The organism is Alphaproteobacteria bacterium (assembly GCA_016722515.1).
GTDB lineage: Bacteria > Pseudomonadota > Alphaproteobacteria > Rickettsiales > JADKJE01 > JADKJE01.
The window spans coordinates 687,838-705,175 of sequence record JADKJE010000002.1 but is presented as its reverse complement, the minus strand read 5'-3'; the positions used below and the strand labels follow the sequence as shown (position 1 = coordinate 705,175).

At 43.3% G+C, this 17,338-nt stretch carries 20 protein-coding genes and 2 tRNA genes; 13 read left to right on the top strand and 9 right to left on the bottom strand.

What is annotated here, in order from left to right; all coding sequences use genetic code 11:
* Window positions 1-54: 54 nt before the first annotated feature.
* Window positions 55-1,080 (top strand): AAA family ATPase, encoded by a 1,026-nt coding sequence (locus IPP74_08000; GenBank protein MBL0319214.1) that lies wholly within the window; start codon window positions 55-57, stop codon window positions 1,078-1,080.
* 35 nt (window positions 1,081-1,115) lie between these two features.
* Here the strand turns inward: IPP74_08000 and IPP74_07995 are convergent.
* Window positions 1,116-1,190, bottom strand: a tRNA-Thr gene (locus IPP74_07995).
* Window positions 1,191-1,249: 59 nt separating this feature from the next.
* On the opposite strand from IPP74_07995, the gene IPP74_07990 reads away from it, so the two are divergent.
* The 3 genes from IPP74_07990 to IPP74_07980 all read left to right on the top strand — a co-directional run bounded on the left by IPP74_07990 (window position 1,250) and on the right by IPP74_07980 (window position 2,342).
* Window positions 1,250-1,408 (top strand): hypothetical protein, encoded by a 159-nt coding sequence (locus IPP74_07990; GenBank protein ID MBL0319213.1) that lies wholly within the window; start codon window positions 1,250-1,252, stop codon window positions 1,406-1,408.
* Between the two features lie 5 nt (window positions 1,409-1,413).
* Complete coding sequence (locus IPP74_07985; GenBank protein ID MBL0319212.1) at window positions 1,414-1,806, top strand: hypothetical protein; 393 nt, start codon at window positions 1,414-1,416, stop codon at window positions 1,804-1,806.
* Window positions 1,807-2,141: 335 nt separating this feature from the next.
* A complete protein-coding gene (locus IPP74_07980; protein ID MBL0319211.1) occupies window positions 2,142-2,342 on the top strand; it encodes a hypothetical protein in 201 nt (66 codons plus the stop codon).
* 39 nt (window positions 2,343-2,381) lie between these two features.
* Here IPP74_07980 and IPP74_07975 read toward each other — a convergent pair whose 3' ends face one another.
* A complete protein-coding gene (locus IPP74_07975) occupies window positions 2,382-3,656 on the bottom strand; it encodes a glutamate-5-semialdehyde dehydrogenase (GenBank protein MBL0319210.1) in 1,275 nt (424 codons plus the stop codon).
* 154 nt (window positions 3,657-3,810) lie between these two features.
* Window positions 3,811-5,667, bottom strand: a complete 1,857-nt coding sequence (gene uvrC, locus IPP74_07970) for an excinuclease ABC subunit UvrC (GenBank protein ID MBL0319209.1) — start codon at window positions 5,665-5,667, stop codon at window positions 3,811-3,813.
* 118 nt (window positions 5,668-5,785) lie between these two features.
* Between uvrC and IPP74_07965 the strand changes: the two genes are divergently transcribed.
* Together IPP74_07965 and IPP74_07960 are read left to right on the top strand one after the other, a co-directional pair.
* Window positions 5,786-6,790 carry a mitochondrial fission ELM1 family protein gene (locus tag IPP74_07965; protein ID MBL0319208.1) on the top strand — a complete coding sequence of 335 codons (1,005 nt, stop codon included), beginning with the start codon at window positions 5,786-5,788 and terminating at the stop codon, window positions 6,788-6,790.
* The gene (locus IPP74_07960; GenBank protein MBL0319207.1) at window positions 6,787-7,377 is read left to right on the top strand and encodes a hypothetical protein; all 591 of its coding nucleotides are present in this window, start codon (window positions 6,787-6,789) and stop codon (window positions 7,375-7,377) included. The genes IPP74_07965 and IPP74_07960 overlap by 4 nt, the downstream gene beginning before the upstream one ends.
* Before the next feature lie 32 nt (window positions 7,378-7,409).
* On the opposite strand, the gene IPP74_07955 is transcribed toward IPP74_07960, so the two are convergent.
* Both IPP74_07955 and IPP74_07950 read right to left on the bottom strand, forming a co-directional pair.
* Entirely contained in the window at window positions 7,410-7,985 is a 576-nt protein-coding gene (locus IPP74_07955; GenBank protein ID MBL0319206.1) for a hypothetical protein, read from the bottom strand.
* Window positions 7,986-8,039: 54 nt separating this feature from the next.
* Window positions 8,040-9,290 (bottom strand): hypothetical protein, encoded by a 1,251-nt coding sequence (locus tag IPP74_07950; protein MBL0319205.1) that lies wholly within the window; start codon window positions 9,288-9,290, stop codon window positions 8,040-8,042.
* 518 nt (window positions 9,291-9,808) lie between these two features.
* Between IPP74_07950 and IPP74_07945 the strand changes: the two genes are divergently transcribed.
* Window positions 9,809-9,885, top strand: a tRNA-Met gene (locus IPP74_07945).
* Between the two features lie 222 nt (window positions 9,886-10,107).
* Window positions 10,108-10,764 carry a hypothetical protein gene (locus IPP74_07940; GenBank protein ID MBL0319204.1) on the top strand — a complete coding sequence of 219 codons (657 nt, stop codon included), beginning with the start codon at window positions 10,108-10,110 and terminating at the stop codon, window positions 10,762-10,764.
* Window positions 10,765-10,806: 42 nt separating this feature from the next.
* Here the strand turns inward: IPP74_07940 and IPP74_07935 are convergent, their stop codons facing one another.
* From IPP74_07935 to IPP74_07925, 3 genes are read right to left on the bottom strand one after another with little or no spacing between them, the layout of a single operon-like run.
* Complete coding sequence (locus IPP74_07935) at window positions 10,807-11,475, bottom strand: hypothetical protein (protein MBL0319203.1); 669 nt, start codon at window positions 11,473-11,475, stop codon at window positions 10,807-10,809.
* Between the two features lie 51 nt (window positions 11,476-11,526).
* Window positions 11,527-11,706, bottom strand: a complete 180-nt coding sequence (locus IPP74_07930) for a hypothetical protein (protein ID MBL0319202.1) — start codon at window positions 11,704-11,706, stop codon at window positions 11,527-11,529.
* A gap of 18 nt (window positions 11,707-11,724) precedes the next feature.
* Window positions 11,725-11,877: a hypothetical protein gene (locus tag IPP74_07925; protein ID MBL0319201.1), complete on the bottom strand. Its 153-nt coding sequence runs from the start codon at window positions 11,875-11,877 to the stop codon at window positions 11,725-11,727.
* Between IPP74_07925 and IPP74_07920 the strand changes: the two genes are divergently transcribed.
* The 5 genes from IPP74_07920 to IPP74_07900 all read left to right on the top strand — a co-directional run bounded on the left by IPP74_07920 (window position 11,866) and on the right by IPP74_07900 (window position 17,045).
* Window positions 11,866-12,858, top strand: a complete 993-nt coding sequence (locus IPP74_07920) for a hypothetical protein (protein MBL0319200.1) — start codon at window positions 11,866-11,868, stop codon at window positions 12,856-12,858. The two genes, IPP74_07925 and IPP74_07920, sit on opposite strands and share 12 nt — an antisense overlap.
* The gene (locus IPP74_07915; GenBank protein ID MBL0319199.1) at window positions 12,855-13,583 is read left to right on the top strand and encodes a hypothetical protein; all 729 of its coding nucleotides are present in this window, start codon (window positions 12,855-12,857) and stop codon (window positions 13,581-13,583) included. The genes IPP74_07920 and IPP74_07915 overlap by 4 nt, the downstream gene beginning before the upstream one ends.
* Before the next feature lie 369 nt (window positions 13,584-13,952).
* Complete coding sequence (locus IPP74_07910; GenBank protein MBL0319198.1) at window positions 13,953-14,438, top strand: filamentous hemagglutinin N-terminal domain-containing protein; 486 nt, start codon at window positions 13,953-13,955, stop codon at window positions 14,436-14,438.
* On the top strand, window positions 14,392-16,830 hold the full coding sequence (locus tag IPP74_07905; GenBank protein MBL0319197.1) for a hemagglutinin repeat-containing protein: 2,439 nt from the start codon (window positions 14,392-14,394) through the stop codon (window positions 16,828-16,830). The genes IPP74_07910 and IPP74_07905 overlap by 47 nt, the downstream gene beginning before the upstream one ends.
* An 11-nt stretch (window positions 16,831-16,841) precedes the next feature.
* Window positions 16,842-17,045, top strand: coding sequence for a DUF4926 domain-containing protein (locus IPP74_07900; protein ID MBL0319196.1), 204 nt, complete (start codon window positions 16,842-16,844; stop codon window positions 17,043-17,045).
* A 145-nt stretch (window positions 17,046-17,190) separates the two neighbouring features.
* On the opposite strand, the gene IPP74_07895 is transcribed toward IPP74_07900, so the two are convergent.
* Window positions 17,191-17,319: a transposase domain-containing protein gene (locus IPP74_07895; GenBank protein MBL0319195.1), complete on the bottom strand. Its 129-nt coding sequence runs from the start codon at window positions 17,317-17,319 to the stop codon at window positions 17,191-17,193.
* Window positions 17,320-17,338: the final 19 nt, after the last annotated feature.

The window sequence follows — 17,338 nt, the reverse complement described above, 5'->3', positions numbered from 1 at the left end:
CGCAACATACTACTATCCTAGAGATAAAATTCAACCTAAATCATAGAGTTAACGATGGCTGGCCGCTCAAAAATTGAACAGGATGATCCCTCTCTAATTCCACATCCAAGGCTTTCTTCTACGCTCTATGGTCATCGTGCCGTAATGGCTGCATTTGAAAGAGCCATGAATTCTGGACAGATTCCCCATGCTTGGCTGCTTGTAGGTCCCGAAGGAATTGGTAAAGCGACGGTTGCCTATCATGTAGCCCGCAAATTATTAACCGCATCCAGTACCGGATTATTTGCCCCATCCGAACAAGACATTGCCGCCAAGATAGCGCAATCTTCACACCCTGATCTCTTGGTGCTGGAAACCAGTGACGATAAAACCACTATTCCGGTTGATGAAGTAAGGGATATATTACATCTCATGCGCCATACGCCTTATGAATCCTACCGGCGTATCGTGATTATTGATCCAATTGAAGCACTTAATCCGAATGCAGCGAATGCACTGCTCAAAATTTTGGAAGAACCCCCTTCCCATGCCATATTCTTTTTGATTTCCCACCATCCGAATGCGCTGTTACCCACCATTCGTTCGCGTTGCCTGATGGTGCATATGCACCCTCCCAGCCGTCAAGACACGCTATCGATTATGCGCAGTATTCAGGCCGATATCCCCGCTCATGAAACCGAGGCCTATTTAAGTTTGGCCAATGATGCCGCTGGCTACGCTATCCAATTGGCCAAAGTTAAAGGCTTAACTATTTACAAGGAATGCCTGCATTACCTGTTATCCCTTAAAACAGAAGCCGTAAGTTGGAGCCAACCTTTACTGGCATTTATGGATGTAACGTCCTTACCTTTTATTCTTGATACCGCCTTTAGTCGTGCAATAAAATATGCCAGCCACATTCCTTTTGGCGATTATTTGATAAACGAGGAAGAAGCTCTGCTTGCCAATATCACAGGTAAGCTTTCCATTGAAATGCTGCTCAACGTGAGGAACACAGCATTAGAACAATTAGCGTTAAGTGATAAAGTGCATTTGGATAAACCGTCCATTATACGGTCACTGTGCAGCTATGCCGAATAAGTCCTCGACTAAGGACTTATTATACGTTAAAATGGTGGTGCCGCCAGCGGGGATTGAACCTGCGACCTCGTCATTACCAATGACGCGCTCTGCCACTGAGCTATGGCGGCGTGGCACACACCATGCCACAAACACCCTGCTAATGCAAGTATTTCGATAGGTTTTTTTCATGTCTCATACAAAAGATTCTGCCTCATCTCCTAAAGCACCACAGAAATCACTTCAAAAAAAGCAAAAAGAAGACCGACTTAAACAAGCTCTTCGGCACAATCTTAAGCGCCGTAAACAGGCAAGTGTGCCTCAACAAAGTTCAGCGAAGGAAGAATAGTCACTATGCTTGAAATTTTAGCCCATTTTTTTAGTAGTTTTAAACATCTTGGCGGGAAACTCATAAATCGAATCCGCGGGAAGCACGCCGTAGAGGCTGCCAACCAGCAAACCAAGTTGAAGGCCAAGCTCCTCTCCCTCCAGATGAGCAATCTCAAAACCCATCATGGCCCTGCGGCTGGTGCACAAAAACCATCAGCTGCACCTGCAGAAGCCTCTAAATCGGCTGCTGCTCCAGCCGGCGCCGCAAAATCATCCGAATCATCAAGCAAATCCGCCACTTATTCCTCAACCCCCAAATCACACCAAGAAGCGACCATCTGTGCAGGAAGCAGAATCAAACGCACAACCTCAAAAAATAACCGCAAAGCGCGTAAAGGGAGAGCGATGAACCCGTGATGCACGGCAGTTCTACCCTCCCAAGCCCCCCCAGAAGTGGGGAAATATCTACAAGGAACATTTTGTAACATATTGAAGTGAATATCAAAATGCAGTAAAGCGGTTTTCCCCGCCTGCTAAGGAGGGGACAGATTTAGCGCCATTTAGGCGATAAATCAGGGGTGGTCTAAAAACCTATCAGTAGGGCACCAGCCTATGCTTCTGCGAAGCTTCGGAGGACAAGACGGCTAGGCAAGCCCCAAACTCTAAAAGCAGTTTGCGTTGCAAGTTTAGGCGAGTACCATTTCGAGGTTTCTCGACCACCTACCTTCGCTCTTCGAGCTACGGTAGATCGGATGGACCAACATCTAAATCAGAAGGACCAGCCCTTAATACTACTGGCGGTGGCGGAAAATCAGGCAGTGGCGAAGAAGCAAGCAAAGCAGCCAATTACTCCTCGACCACCAAAGCTCACCAAGAAGAAGTCGTTGGTAAAGGGCGAACCAAACGCCGAAGATCTAAAAATCGCAGAAGAAGCCGGGGAGGAAAAGGAATAAATCCTTAAATTAGCCCCCTACTCTTTTACAGAGGATACGTTACACCGGCCTGATCTGCCCCTTACCTTTCACAACATATTTAAAGGTGGTGAGCTGCTCAACCCCAACAGGACCCCTTGCATGTAGCCTGCCCGTGGCAATACCAATTTCTGCCCCCATGCCAAATTCACCACCATCGGCAAACTGGGTTGAGGCATTTTGCATCACAATAGCGCTGTCTACCCCGTTCAAGAAATAATCCGCAACCTGCTGGTTCTCAGTAATCACAGCTTCCGTGTGATGAGAACTGTGCTGATTGATAAAATCAACCGCCTGCCGATAATCATCTACACATTTGATGGATAATATACTATCGAGATATTCTGTATCCCAATCCTGTTCGGTAGCTGGTTTAATGGATGAATCAATGGCACAGGACACTTCATCGCCGCGCAACTCACACCCTTTCTCTGTAAGGGCGCTTACGATTTTAGGAATCAATTGAGCTGCAACCACTTTATCAATAACCAACGATTCTGTAGCTCCACACACGCCCGTACGGCGCATTTTTGCATTTACCAATACGTTCAATGCCATTGTTTCATCCGCATCGTGATGAATATACGTATGGCAATTACCATCAAGGTGCTGCAATGTTGGCACACGGCTTTCTTCGATAATTCGCTGAGTTAAACCTTTTCCACCACGCGGAATGATCACATCAATAAAGTCGACCATTTTCAACATGATACCCACCGCATCACGATCCTGCGTAGGGACTAACTGGATAGCATCTTTAGAGATACCCGCCTCATCTAACCCGTAATGCAGGCAAGCAACGATCGCTTGCGACGAATGGAAACTTTCTGAGCCGCCGCGTAAAATAGCCGTATTACCCGACTTAAGGCATAAGGCGCCGGCGTCCGCTGTGACATTAGGCCTTGATTCATAAATAATTCCTATCACGCCTAAGGGCACGGATACTCGGCTAATATGTAACCCATTTGGGCGATCCCAGGCCGCCAGTTCGCGACCGACAGGATCAGGAAGGGCTGCAATGGCCTCCAATCCTTCGGCCATAGCCTCGATACGTTTTGCATTCAAGACCAGCCTGTCGATCATGGCTCCCGACAATCCCTTTTGCTTGGCAGCGTCTACATCCTGATGATTAGCAGCAAGAATAATCTCTACATTCTGGCGCAGGGCTGATGCTGCGTTGCTCAGTGCTTTATTTTTAAGTGAATCTGGGGTTCCGGCAAGCTCCAGTGCAACGGCTTTAGCCCGATTACCAATAGCTTGCATTTGTTCCTGGAGAGTTACAGTACCGGCTATCATGTCAACCTCACTTAATATATTGATTTACCGCATTAACACCCAGTGAGTCTATCATGAATTCATGGTATTCTCAATAAGACGACCCGCGGAATTCCTATCCAAACCTAACAAATAAACTCCCAACCCCAGTCAAATACCAACGCCCTACAGGTAACTAATGCTTGAAATAATCCACAATCTTCTGGGCCGCCTTATGATCGATTCCTTTTACCTTTAATAAATCCTCAAGGAGCGCCTCTGCTATCCCCTGGATAGAACCAAAATGATTTAACAAAGCCCGTTTACGTTTGGGGCCAATACCTGGAACATTATCCAGCACCGATTTTGTCAGTCCTTTACTGCGCATATCACGATGGGAGGTAATACCGAAACGATGGGCTTCGTCGCGCAATTGCTGGAGGTAATACAGCACCTTATCATGCACATCCATACCAAAAGGCTCCCGATGGATCATATGGAATATTTCTCTCCCGGCATTGCGATCCGGACCTTTGGCAATACACACCAGCGGCACATCAATCTCTAGCGTTGCCAAAACCGAATAGGCTGTACTTAAATGCCCAGCACCTCCATCGACCATCACTAAATCGGGCCACTTGCCTAAAACACGGTTAGGATCTTCCTCTTTCAAACGGCTAAAGCGACGCACTAATACTTCATGAAGCATAGCATAATCATCACCAGGATTTAATTCGGTGGAACGGATTTTAAATTTACGATATTCGTCTTTAATAAATCCTTCTTCACCCGCCACAATCATGGCCCCCACCGCATATTGTCCCATGATATGGCTATTATCATAGACTTCAATACGTTTAGGGATGGCAGGTAATTCAAAACGTTTCGATACTTCTGCCAGAATTGCCTGCTGCGCCTTGTGCTCACTCATTTTACGGCCGAGCGATTGTTTGGCATTTTCGATCACTGTTTCCATTAAATGATATTTGTCTCCCCGTTTAGGAACCGTGATCGATATTACAGATCCCGTTAAATGGGATAAAGCCTCTTCAAAACTTTCACGCGAAGCAAAATCATGGCTGAGGTATATATGCGAAGGCGCTGGATGGTTTTGATAGAACTGCCCTAAAAAAGCCTCCAGTACTTCTTCTGTACCGGCATCTTCGGCATGGGTTGGAAAATAAGTGCGGTTTCCATAATGCTGACCACCCCTGAAAAAAAACAATTCAATAGCCACCACACTCCCACCGCGATACAGGCCGATAATATCGGCATCTTTAATGGATTTAGCCTGAATATCAAATCGCGCCTGGACATAGGTTAAGGCTTTGATCCGATCACGATAGATTGCTGCCTTTTCATAATCAAACTGATTACTTGCTTCTTCCATCTGTTTAGCAAGGTCACGTTGAATCTCACTGCTCTTACCATTTAAAAACATCATGGCCTGCTTGATCGATTCGCCATAAGCATCTTTAGAAATTTTCTCCACACACGGTGCGCTGCAGCGTTTAATCTGATATTCCAGGCACGGCCTTTTACGCGCCGCAAAATAGGTATCTGAACATGGACGTATCAAAAAGATTCTCTGCAATGTCAGGATAGTCCGATTAACATCACCAGCTGATGCAAAGGGTCCATAGTAAAACGCATTGCTGCTTTGCTTCCCCCGATGGCGGGTAATTTGCGGGTATTCATGTTTCGTCACCATGATATAGGGGAATGATTTATCGTCTTTGAGTAATATATTATATCGCGGTTGCAGGTTTTTAATAAGGTTAGCTTCCAGCAATAACGCTTCACCTTCGGTTTTGGTGGAGACAAACTCCATACTGTGCGTTTGGGCAATCATGTTTTGTATACGATACGTCAATCGCTCTGGCGACGTATAGCTAACAACGCGTTTAGGCAGATTTTTGGCCTTACCCACATACAGCACCGTTCCGTCGTGGCTTAACATTCGATAGACCCCAGGCGAAGTCGGAAGTCTTGGGATATACGAAGCAATAGCCGCTACCCCTTTTGTGAGTGAATAACCAGAATCGCGTGTCATCTCATCATACCCATTATGCAACCTTTCACTTGACCGTTAGCCGTAAAGCTGGATTATACTAAGAATAAGGTCTTTGACCAATCTTATCTTCCATTTTTACCCTATAACCAGGTTACGCATGTCTACACCTCCCCTCCCCCATGTATGGGTACTCGCCGACCCCAGAGTTGGCACATCCTCACAAGCCATTGGCATCGCCGAAGCTTTGGGATGGCCGTTTGAAATTAAAAAGCTAACCTACAGCCCACTGGGCGTACTTCCCAATATAATCCTGGGCAAAAGCCTGTTTGGTATCGATAAACAACTAAGTGATACCCTTACCCCGCCTTACCCTAATGTGATTATTGGTGCAGGAAGGCGTACCGCACCCGTTGCCAAATATATTAAATCGCAATCCAACGATCCCTGTTTTTTAATTCACACCATGGATCCAGAAACGTCTTATAGCGATTTTGACTGTGTATTTCTGCCAGAACATGATGGCGCTGCCACTCAGGATTTCGTCTTTCCCATTTTAGGGGCACCTCACCGTGTGACCGCCTCTAAAATTCAAGAAGCTTATCAAAAATGGCGTCTGCAATTCTCTCAATTGCCCGATCCTAAAATCGCAGTGCTGGTAGGTGGTAATTCCAATGGCAAAACCTTTACCCCCGACCATGCTACTGACCTGGCCATGAAAGCCACCGCTTTAGCAACAGCCCTTGATGGCTCGTTACTGATTACCACCAGCCGCCGAACCAACAGCAACGCAATCGATGCGATGAAGGCCAATATTAATTGCCCCTATTACATGTATGACTGGCGCGCTCCCGACCTGGCTGAAAATCCCTATATGGGCTTTTTGGCTTTAGCTACCGCAATTGTGGTCACCGGCGATTCAGTATCAATGGTTTCAGAAGCCTTAGCCACTGGCAAACCCTTATTTATTTTTGCACCCGATGAGTTGGTGGTTCCAAAATTCAGGCAATTCCATCAGCAGCTTTATGATCGGGGTTATGCTAAAAAATTGGGATCATCATTACGTCTATGGCAATATCAGCCACCGGATGTGATGAATAAGATTACCACCATTGTTCACGATTCTTTTATCAAAAAATGGCAAAAATTAGGAGCCACATTATGAGCCTACAGACCCGTTACCTTATCCATTCGACTTTGACCCTCCTCCTCCTCGGTGCATGCTCTGTAGCCGAACCAACACCGCTTAATCTTCGTCCGGTTATCAAGCCTTCGGTTTCGAACAGCAACGTTGGACAAGGTCAAAAAATTGGTGTAAGTGTCAGCGATGACCGGCCTAATAAAAAAGTAGGGGATTATGGTCCGAATGAATCACTGCGTGCAGATGTCACCGTTGAAGATTTAACTGCCCCGCTTCTGGATGTGGTGAATCAAGGCCTGAAGAGCAAGGGATTTGATCCGGTTCCCACTAGCTTCTCTCACAACAAAACACTGCATATACGCATCGTTTCACTGCAGCTCAATTCATCCACCGCGCGCATGGATTCGTCATTGGATCTCCAGGCAACTGTTTCCGCCGAAGCCACCAATGGCAACGCGAATATGAGCAAGGTGTTCCACGCTGAAGAAAAATCACAAGCGCAATTATTGTCGGAAAAGAAACGTAATCATATCCAAGCCGATTCCATACTTTCGGATGCATTGACTAAAGTATTGGAGGATCACGAGCTGGCAACCTTTTTGGCAAGGTAATGTCATCCGCGAACGACTACTTTCTACCCGTATTAATACAACATACTATTTTGCTGATTATCGCTATATTTTTGTTGCACACGCGAACTAAATGCTTGAGGGGGAACAATTGATTTCTCTCTCTCTTGAGACATCATTTGCCCACGGTGTTCCGGGCCTTCGCTGCCAGACGTTTGTGTTTGAACACGCTCATCACTTAACAAGGGATGTTCCGTAAGCTTAGAAAATGGTGGAAGCGTTATGCGTTGCAATGGAGGAGGAGGACAGACATTCTTTATTTTATTCATACCAGCGTATTTTGGAGATTTATTGCTCTTTGCCGAAACCAGCTTGTCCTGTACCATTCTAAAGTGGCTATACTGACCTGAATAATTATTGTTAGTCACCGGCTGCGACAAAGCACTTTGTGACGTTGGGAGCACTTTTCCTCCAACCAACGGAACAGGGAGACTCTGCAAATTGTCCCCTATTTTCAAAGGACTGCCAAAAGGTTGGTCCGTGATAAATGCTATCTTCATTTTATAGAGATCTGCTCCCATCCCAGAGGCATTGTTTTCCTTTGGATTGATTGCAATATACTTTTTTTCCTGTCCGTCCCGTTCTCTCATATAATCCTCAACACCGCCCTATATATATTCTAGAATAATATAATTTCCTGTAAATCAGCAACGTCCAAAACCACCACTTATTTCCTTTATTTCCGTTTTCTTTGAAAACTGGTCATCAAAACGAGACTGCAATTCTTTTTCCATGTCACGGCGTTGTGATAAGAATTCTGGCTCGGTGATACTGGTCTGTAACTGGTGCAGCATTGAATTTGCCTTGCTGACGATAAAGCCACGCTGTAGAAACCGCGTTAAGATTCCCGATAATGCGTGTCGTTCCTCCCGAGGTAAATCCTCTGGAAAAACAGAAGCAGCCACGTTCATGATAGTTTGCGGCGTGATGATTTCCTCATATTTTTTCATCGTTCTCTGCCGGGCCACTGCGCGGTTAATTAAAGGCAGGGTTGATAAATCGAGGGCTTTAATCGCCGTAGGAAAAGCATGATAATGGGTGTCATCTGCCGCATGCCCAAGCAAATCGTGGAAATGTGAACGCACCAAATCAGTTGCTACCAACCATGGGCTTCCTTCCATCCGTTCCTTATTAGGATCTTGCCTCAATCGACGCTGAATGTCGGTTGGCATCCACCATTCAGCATCGATCACTCCTAGTGGATACACCAAGCTTCCATGCATGCTCTTAGTCGGTTTTCCGAAAATGACTCCCACATTTTGTCGATAATTTTCGGTGTCTCCATTATCAGCTGTTGTGAGCAAATATTTAATATCTATTCGTCCATACACTTCGAGTTCTTTAATCTCATCGCTGACATGAGTGCCTCTTTCTGGGTCGGCAATTTCATGAATATGGACGGTTGTCACTCCTCGTGCATTCACACGAAAAGGTGTGCTCCAATCAAAATGTTCAGCATCGTAATAATCAGGCCAGGTGTTGGTGACAATCAATGGTACTCGCTTATCATTAACTATGCCATAGGCTATATAAGCATCGGGCACATGCTTAGGTGCTAATAATTTCCCCAATCGCAAAGCCAGGCATTCTTTTCTAATGTAAAACAGATCGTTTAACTGATCATCCATCCGTAGGTAACTATTGGTCTGTACCAATGACTTTACGTGGTAATTTTCAACTTGGACACTGCTTTTATTGTCAGTCTTACTCTTGCGATTGGCCCGATAGACAAGGTTGTGACCTTTTGTTTCTTGTTCAATAAGGGTAAGGTACTTTTCTAATTCAAAAGGAGGACGATAGACAGGCCGCGAGGCCACCACACTTGATACCCACCGCCCAACGTTTGTTGTTGAGTATAATCCCACACTCAAAGGCTTATAATATTTTGCTAACATAACTTCTTCTCCCTCATCACAAGACAACGCATTCCCAACGCCGCGCATCTTACACAAAAGGGGCCATATTACAACCACTCAATGGTAAACAATCTTTAACGATACGCCATACAAACCGGCACTAAAGTGACGTTGCTGCTTTACCTTTACATTGTTGGAATAATGCTGGCATCCTTTGTGTTATTCCATGGGCATATAGCTTCCATGTGTTCCTATACACAGCCCCGTCTAGACCAACGAGATGCACAGGTTTATGTTCTGGAACATCTGGCCTGATATCATGATGTCTTCAATCCTCGTAAAGCGAGGATGGTTCCCCTTTTTATCTGCAGCATCCCACCCGAAAGCACCCATTTTGCCACCCTCTGAATTAAATGATCAGCCATTTAACCACCAATAACTGGCGATAGAGCCACCAAAACTAGCCTTCTACAAACTTTCTGAGATAGTGCTTGCAGCTTAGGCTAAAGGGGTGTATAAAGGATATCCTATTAAAGTTTCCAAAACTTTTTAAGTGTCGCGGGGTGGAGCAGCCCGGTAGCTCGTCAGGCTCATAACCTGAAGGCCGCAGGTTCAAATCCTGCCCCCGCAACCAAATCAAATTAAGGGTTTTAGCCCCTTTACAGTTTTCCCAAAAAATCTCCGTTGCTACCCCGTTGCTACCTTCAATTTGGGTTTTCTTTTGGTTCCTATCTAACAGATCCCATAATAATAATATTGCATCCGGCTCTTTTTAGGCTATAAGTCAAAATACCTTGATTCAATTGGCGTCCTTTCCTTGGAAGATTTGGGCACTTTTTTTATGTGGATAATTTAAATGCTGGAGACAGAAATTGAATCCAATAAGCTTTTGGAAGAGAAACAACAAAATCAACGAAATGAAATAAGACTACACCAATTTAAATTGGTCGACTTGGCGAACAATTATGCAAGTACAGGATTGCGCACCATCGTTATCCTAAATGCAGGCGCGCTATCATTAATACCTACCTTTATTACGGCCTTTCGAATATCAAAAATTAACCCGGATATGTTAGGAGCTGGCATGGTCTTTTTTGTATTCAGTATTTTATCCGTTTTAAGCGTTTACCTTTTCGGCTACCTGTCCTCTTCTTTTGTAGCTAGGAGTTGTATAGAAGAATCAAATTGCCGGTATTGGACACTTAATATTTGCCATTTCATCGAACGCCAAAGGGCCGTTCCTCAGGATTGGTCTGCTAAAGAACAATATCATAGAAAGAAAGTCAATAGATGGGTTTCTTACGCCAATGTTCTTGAAGTTGTGGCTATTATTTTAACCTTAAGTGCTTTGTTTTTCTTCTTCTTGGGAACAATATATTCTATTAAAGCACTACCAGTCAACATACTCGTTTCGCAAACTGGACTGGTTCCAGAAATTAAGAATACAGAAAAAATTAGTAAGAACTGTATCATCGGGGTAGTGAACGAGAGAAAAACAGGTAATAGCCATTAGACAGTGTTTATCTGTGGCTATCACACAAAATATTAAACCTTGTTAAGTGTTGATTTTGATGTTGTTCCTTTCGATTTTCTGAAATTGTTCTGCTTTTGAATTAGCCTCATGGTTAAATGGTGATACATAAATTGCTGGATACTGTTTAGCATAAAGTCCATGAGTGATAACGCTAACTTCTAGTTTAGCTTCATCAATCAATTTGTCCCTCAGCCATGTTGATTGTTTGTGATTAGTATCAATAGCTGCAACAGCATCTAGGCGAATCTTGACCGTTTCCAGCACTTCATGAATAGCTTTAAACATGGATGCGCTAACCTGGTATTTAGGATTGAATGGTTGAAATTCATAGGTTGGTTTATCTTTAAAGATACGAAGGGTTTGTGTTATCCAATGCAAGAAAAAATTAGACATATCCGTATGAGCCATCATTGCAATATTAATGGCTCCCTGCTCTGAGAATAGAAGCACATCATTCCCTTCTAATCGAATCATTGTTGCCTTAACCTTCTTGGTCATCGATGCATCGAAAAAGAACTTGAATTGATAGTATAGTTTTTCTGCTCGATGACGACTAAAACAACCCAGGGCTTTGCTTAACTGTTTTGCTGTGATCCAGGGCTTGTTATCAATTTCATAGAAGGTAAGAGGAATGCCTCTAAACTTAAAGATTGACGTTGAAGGGGATTCTTGAGGGATAGGATTTATCATAATACCCCTCGTTTCTGACTTGTTCTGAGGTGCTCCCAAATGTTGTACCAGTTAGAAGTAGAGTCCTGAGTTTCTTATAACTGCTTTTGGTTTCGCGATCAACACCACATTGGGCATGCCCAATGTGGTGTTGATCGCGGCGAATTGCTCAGGTGTCCAGAAATGGTTCTGCATGTGTTCCATAACACATTCCTGGAGCTTGATATCCTTGTCTTTAACAACAAACATCATTAGGTGTTGCACTTCATTTTAGAGCAGGCCGATGACACCAAAATCGGCGTTACCCACGCCACCATCGGCGCAGGAACCATCACCATAGCAGGCCAGGCGGCAACCAATGACCAACTGAATGGCGTTAACCGCGATGTGAACAACGTACAAGAAATCCTGGTGGATGAGCATGATCATCTAGATATAGAAATCCCGCTGAGTGGGTTTAAAGATATTGCGGATATGGCCGATGATATTGTTGCTAAAATTAGAGCAGGAGCAACCAAAGCCGAGATTGCTAAAATACTGGCAGATTCAGGATTGACGGATGAACAAAGAAAGGATGCCATTATGCTGGCTCAAGCTGGATCAATTATAAGCTTGGAAGACTTAAACAAGGCAAAAGCAGAGGCTGCCGATTTATTGTCGAAAACGGATCCAGAGATAGAGGCAACAATTAAAGCAATGTCGATGCAGGAAAAATTATCTTTATACTTGGCTTTAGCTTATTGCGATAGTTCAAAAAACTCTAGAGTAGATGAATTAAAATTAGCCGTTGTGAGTTCACTGCCAGACAAATATAATTTCTATGGAAATGATGGAAAAATCATTCAAAATCTTCCCGATAGATTATATGATGAATTGACACACGATCCTGGATTTAAGGATTTCTATGATCAGTTTGCTGCTAAAAAGAGTGATCCAGCTTATATGAAGGACTTAACTGTTATGGTGGCAACAACGGTAGCTTCAGTATTAGGGTTAAGCTCAGTCCCAACAGTAAGCATTTCTTCAACAGCAAAATATGGTGACTCACAGATGGCACATAAGGATGGAACCATATATATTGACCCCAATTATTTAAGAACAGGCATGAAAAATTCTACATTTTCAAGCGTGGTTTCTTTAATTAGCCATGAAATGATTCATGCATACCAAGCTGATCAAGTTAATACTGTAATAGGCGGATACCCTACTACTGTTCCTATTAATGTTGAAAACACCGATTTAAATGATCCTCAAACTTTAAATGCGATGATTTATGCTATTAATAAAGCCAGTTATGTTAACAGCGGAGCTTTATATTATGTCCAACCCGTTGAAAGCCAAGCCTATAAAATACAAAACAAACTAAGAAACGATTTGAACAAATGGAGCTTAGGACAGCAATGATTAAAAATATAATAATTAATACATGTTATAATTCAGTAGCTTTACTAATTTTTATTCTTCTACCTTGCTTATCATTAAAAGCTCAGGAAGCTACAGAAATAAAAAAAGAAAGCTATGATAGATTTTGGCCGAATATTAAAAAAGAGTATAAGTATCCTGTCCGTATAAATATTATGTATACCGGTGATGCTGTTCCTGGAGGATTTGGAAAAGACACACCCGAAGAAAAATTAGAGAATATTGAAATAAACCGAGATACTTTAAAGATTATTCATAGAAATATCATCAATGATGCGGATTATCTTAGTAACAAATCCTCTAAAAAAGGAAATTACTTAAATTATCTTCAAACTCCAATAGCGCTTAAAGAAGGTTACATAAAACACAAATTAGTATTTCCCCTTGATTGTGGTTATATAACCATTGATAAACATCATTATATATGGGCATCGCCGCCCGATAATGCTTGTCGATGGTTACTATATAATTTTGAACATATGGTTGATAAGAATTCAGTATTTCAAATATATTTTTTGAGCGATGTAAGACCCATACCTGAAATGAAGTCAGGGATGAGAAGATATGGTACTAGGCTTGAATCATTTGAAAGAAATGATCCTTATTATGCTCAAGGGTTAATACGCTACTTAGAACAAGAAGGCTTTAGAATCAAAGCAATTGAAGAAGGTGTAAAATTGGATTCAATTGATTATAAAGCCGAATGAGGCCCGTTATCCGCTGACCGTCTTTAATCCTAAAGATTTCAAGGAATAATAACACTTCTTCTTGTTTTCATCGGCTACTGAGATTTAAAATTACAGATCATGATAAATCAATATGTTATTGATTAAGGAATGTTGATTTTGGTGTCCCGCTGAGATTTGGTATGTTCCTTTGAGTACATACGATCCAAGAAGAACAAGAGCGGTAGCCTTTCATGAAAAAGAAAAACAGGTATTCGCTAACTTACATATAAAAATGAGCCAACCCTCCATTTAACTTCCAATTGAAAATAATTCCTTGTTTTCAACTTTATACCATAGTATACAATTTTCCTTCTATGGGAAATAGCCATTAATTCGCATTCGGTATTTATGAAAAAATTGGGTCAAGAATTGTCAATAAAGTTACATCACTGCCTTGTGTTAATGGTGTCTGTAATACTGGCACTACAACCTATGTTAGCGTCCATCGTCTACGCACAGACTGTGATTACACCGGACACAGCCGCTCCTTTAGCCAATCAACCCACTGTTGCTGAATCGCTTAATCATACACCGGTAGAAAATATTGCTACACCATCTGCTGCAGGTGTTTCCCATAACCAACTAACCGATCTACAAGTTGGCAATGAAGGCTTGATTGTGAATAATTCTGCGTCAAAGGGAATCTCAACCCTTGGCAGTGTTGTTATTGGCAATTCTAATCTTAGCACAGGCCATGAGGCGAATATTATCCTCAATGAAGTCACCGGCACCAATACCACCAGTTTAAACGGCCCCACAGAAATCTTCGGCAAGCAGGCGGAGTATATTGTTGCTAACCCCAACGGCATCAGCTGCAATGGTAGCAGGCCATGACATTACGATGGATGCCCATGATGATATTAACATCCTTTCCAGCCAATTACAGGCCGGGCATGATGTGATCCTCAACAGCGATAATAACATTAACCTGTTGGCACTGGATGCTGATAACAGCTACGCCGAATCGCATAAGATGACTAGCATCGGCGTAACCGTTGCTATTCAGGAAGGATTTACCGGCTTGATTGATTCTGTAAAAGGGCTAGGTGATAAAGGTTCCGGCAGCTATGCAGGAATCCAAACGGCAGCAGATGCGTTTAAGGGAGCTTCGCAATTTGCATCGATGTATAAAGCCAGCAAAGGCTTTACGGACCCATCACAATTACTGCCTAGCATTTCTCTCAGCCTTGGAATATCCAGCAGCTCCTCTAAATATGAAACCAGCGGCAGCAATTTTACGCAGACGCAAATTACCGCCGGACATGATTTTATTAGCCATAGCGGTAAGGACACGACTGTAAAGGGAGCGAATATTCTGGCACAGAATGTGAATATGGATGTAGACGGCGACCTCAACGTAGAATCAGTACAAAACACCCAGGAAACCAGTAAAAGCGAACATAGCGGCGGCATGAGTGTGGGTATTAGTTATGGTGTTAATGGCTTATCACCAACATTTGGCGCAAATGCCTATAGCGGCAGTGGTGATGGGCACAGGAAGTGGACGGATAACGTCACATCGATTATCAGCACTAACTCAGTTGATATTGATGTCACCGGCAAAACAACCCTAACAGGTGCTATGATCGCACAAGCAACTCCACAAGAAGATGGCACCTACACAGACGGCGGCAACCTCACCTTAAACACCGGTTCACTGGAAGTAAGCGATTTAACCGATGAAGATATCTGGCATTATGACGGCGCTGGAATAGCCGTTGGCTTTGGCGGGCCTCCAGGACAACCGGTCTTTGGATCAGGTTCTAACTTATCCTCATCCTATACCCCGTCCCTAAAGATAGAAGATGACACCAAAATCGGCGTTACCCACGCCACCATCGGCGCAGGAATCATCACCATAGCAGGCCAGGCGGCAACCGATGACCAACTGAATGGCGTTAACCGCGATGTAAACAAGGTTCAGGAAATCCTGGTCGATGAGCATGATCATCTGGATATAGAAATCCCGCTGAGTGGGTTGAAGAGCATATCTGAAATGATATCGGATATTGCCAGCAAGATTGGAGCAGCTTCTTCGCAAGGCGTCACATTGGGCGCACTTGCCTCATTGGATCAAAAGCTAGCTCAACAGGGAGTATCCGCAGAAGAACGCAATGCCTTATTATCAACCCCGGAAGGTCAGCATTTAGCCAATGTGGAATATGGGATGGAAGTTTTAAAAGCTATTTATGGCAATGATATCCCCATAGAATTTATCCAAGCTATTAATGCTGGCATATTGCCAGTGCAGACGGAAGCTGGCTTACGCTGGTTCCCTGCTGATCAAATTGCAAACCACGACCCTAACTTGCTTGGTGGTGTAGGGCCGACGATTAAAGTAAGCAGCAGTTCGCTACCGGCTTTAACATCGGAACAGATTATATCGGAATATTATGCAACTCCTCAGGCGAGTGATGGCTTACTTGCTGCTGGGCAGTTAGCCACAAGCGTCTTGAATGATATCAATTACCTGCAAGAACACTGTAATTGTTTGGGAGCGATTAATGCTGCTGTGGTCATAGGTATCCCTACGGTGATGGGAGCAATAGCCGGTGGTCCTATTGGTGCAGCTATTGGACTGCTGGAAGGAGGCTCAAGCCTGACCATCCAAACCATCATCATGGATTCTCCAGTAGGAAAATCCGTCAATGATGTCATTACTTCAGCGATCAAATCATCCGCAGAATATTATGTAAGTCAGGGATTATCACCCGAGGATGCGTATTCGTTGGGAACGATATCTGTACTGAGTACTGTTATGGCCGCGCCAGCGGCTTTGGGGATAACCACTAAGGCAGTTTTGGAAGTGGCAGGTACAAATTTAGTCAAAACTTCGGTTATAAGCGAGATTGAAGGCACAGTTGGCAAAGGAGTGAATGGCTTAGCAAAAGATGTATTGGTAAACGCAGACAATGCGGTAATTGATAAAAATAAAATAACTGGTTATGCGTTAAACCCTGAACATCCGGTAGGCGGGAATAAAGCTACTGTTTTTGAATCGGCATTGGGATATAATCAATCAAACGCCGACAATCTTATCTTACAAGTAAAAGAAGGTGTTAAAAATTATCCTGCTACTTTAGGAAATGCCGATGAATTTGGACAACGCTTTACCGTAGATATGCCGATTACGGGCCCGAATGGAAAGACGGCTACCGTTAGAACTGGATGGATTTATGACACAGGTTCTAATATTCCACGATTAACCACTATTTTCGTAAAATAAAGACTCATATTATGAATAATTATTCCCTTCTAGATGTTGTTGTATTGGCAAAAGATATGCCTGGTACAGAACTTAAAGCTGGAATGAGAGGAACTATTGTTCATATTTATTCGAAGCCTACACTAGCATACGAAGTCGAGTTTTGTGATAATAAGGGTAAAACTATCGCAGCACTTGCCCTGCAACCAGAACAATTATTACCGTTCAACTCTTAGTACGATAATTTGATAGATATCCCCCCACATACGGTAGCACTAATAATGTCTATTAAACATTAGTACTGATTCTTGACTATGGAACAGAAATTATGCAGTCGGATGTTTCGTAAGTGTCCGGTGAACCCGCTTAAATTAGCAATTCTTAATCCAGTTTGAGGTTCCAGGCTAGCAACTCGTGGATTTTTTGTGAGTTATGATCTTGGATTTTTGTCAGGACGGCTGCCAGGTATTTTTGTGGATTGATGCCGTTAAGTTTTGCTGTTTCGATCAAGTACTTAACTATAAAGGTT

Bases quoted from the DNA above. Each gene is read 5' to 3' on its own strand.
- IPP74_07960 (MBL0319207.1), top strand. From the start codon at position 6,787: ATGAGCCTACAGACCCGTTACCTTATCCATTCGACTTTGACCCTCCTC.
- IPP74_08000 (MBL0319214.1), top strand. From the start codon at position 55: ATGGCTGGCCGCTCAAAAATTGAACAGGATGATCCCTCTCTAATTCCA.
- IPP74_07975 (MBL0319210.1), bottom strand. From the start codon at position 3,656: ATGATAGCCGGTACTGTAACTCTCCAGGAACAAATGCAAGCTATTGGT.
- IPP74_07985 (MBL0319212.1), top strand. From the start codon at position 1,414: ATGCTTGAAATTTTAGCCCATTTTTTTAGTAGTTTTAAACATCTTGGC.
- IPP74_07915 (MBL0319199.1), top strand. From the start codon at position 12,855: ATGATTAAAAATATAATAATTAATACATGTTATAATTCAGTAGCTTTA.
- IPP74_07950 (MBL0319205.1), bottom strand. From the start codon at position 9,290: ATGTTAGCAAAATATTATAAGCCTTTGAGTGTGGGATTATACTCAACA.
- IPP74_07935 (MBL0319203.1), bottom strand. From the start codon at position 11,475: ATGATAAATCCTATCCCTCAAGAATCCCCTTCAACGTCAATCTTTAAG.
- IPP74_07955 (MBL0319206.1), bottom strand. From the start codon at position 7,985: ATGAGAGAACGGGACGGACAGGAAAAAAAGTATATTGCAATCAATCCA.
- IPP74_07990 (MBL0319213.1), top strand. From the start codon at position 1,250: ATGTCTCATACAAAAGATTCTGCCTCATCTCCTAAAGCACCACAGAAA.
- IPP74_07900 (MBL0319196.1), top strand. From the start codon at position 16,842: ATGAATAATTATTCCCTTCTAGATGTTGTTGTATTGGCAAAAGATATG.
- IPP74_07940 (MBL0319204.1), top strand. From the start codon at position 10,108: ATGCTGGAGACAGAAATTGAATCCAATAAGCTTTTGGAAGAGAAACAA.
- IPP74_07925 (MBL0319201.1), bottom strand. From the start codon at position 11,877: ATGCTCATCCACCAGGATTTCTTGTACGTTGTTCACATCGCGGTTAAC.
- IPP74_07980 (MBL0319211.1), top strand. From the start codon at position 2,142: ATGGACCAACATCTAAATCAGAAGGACCAGCCCTTAATACTACTGGCG.
- IPP74_07910 (MBL0319198.1), top strand. From the start codon at position 13,953: ATGAAAAAATTGGGTCAAGAATTGTCAATAAAGTTACATCACTGCCTT.
- IPP74_07930 (MBL0319202.1), bottom strand. From the start codon at position 11,706: ATGATGTTTGTTGTTAAAGACAAGGATATCAAGCTCCAGGAATGTGTT.
- IPP74_07965 (MBL0319208.1), top strand. From the start codon at position 5,786: ATGTCTACACCTCCCCTCCCCCATGTATGGGTACTCGCCGACCCCAGA.
- uvrC (MBL0319209.1), bottom strand. From the start codon at position 5,667: ATGACACGCGATTCTGGTTATTCACTCACAAAAGGGGTAGCGGCTATT.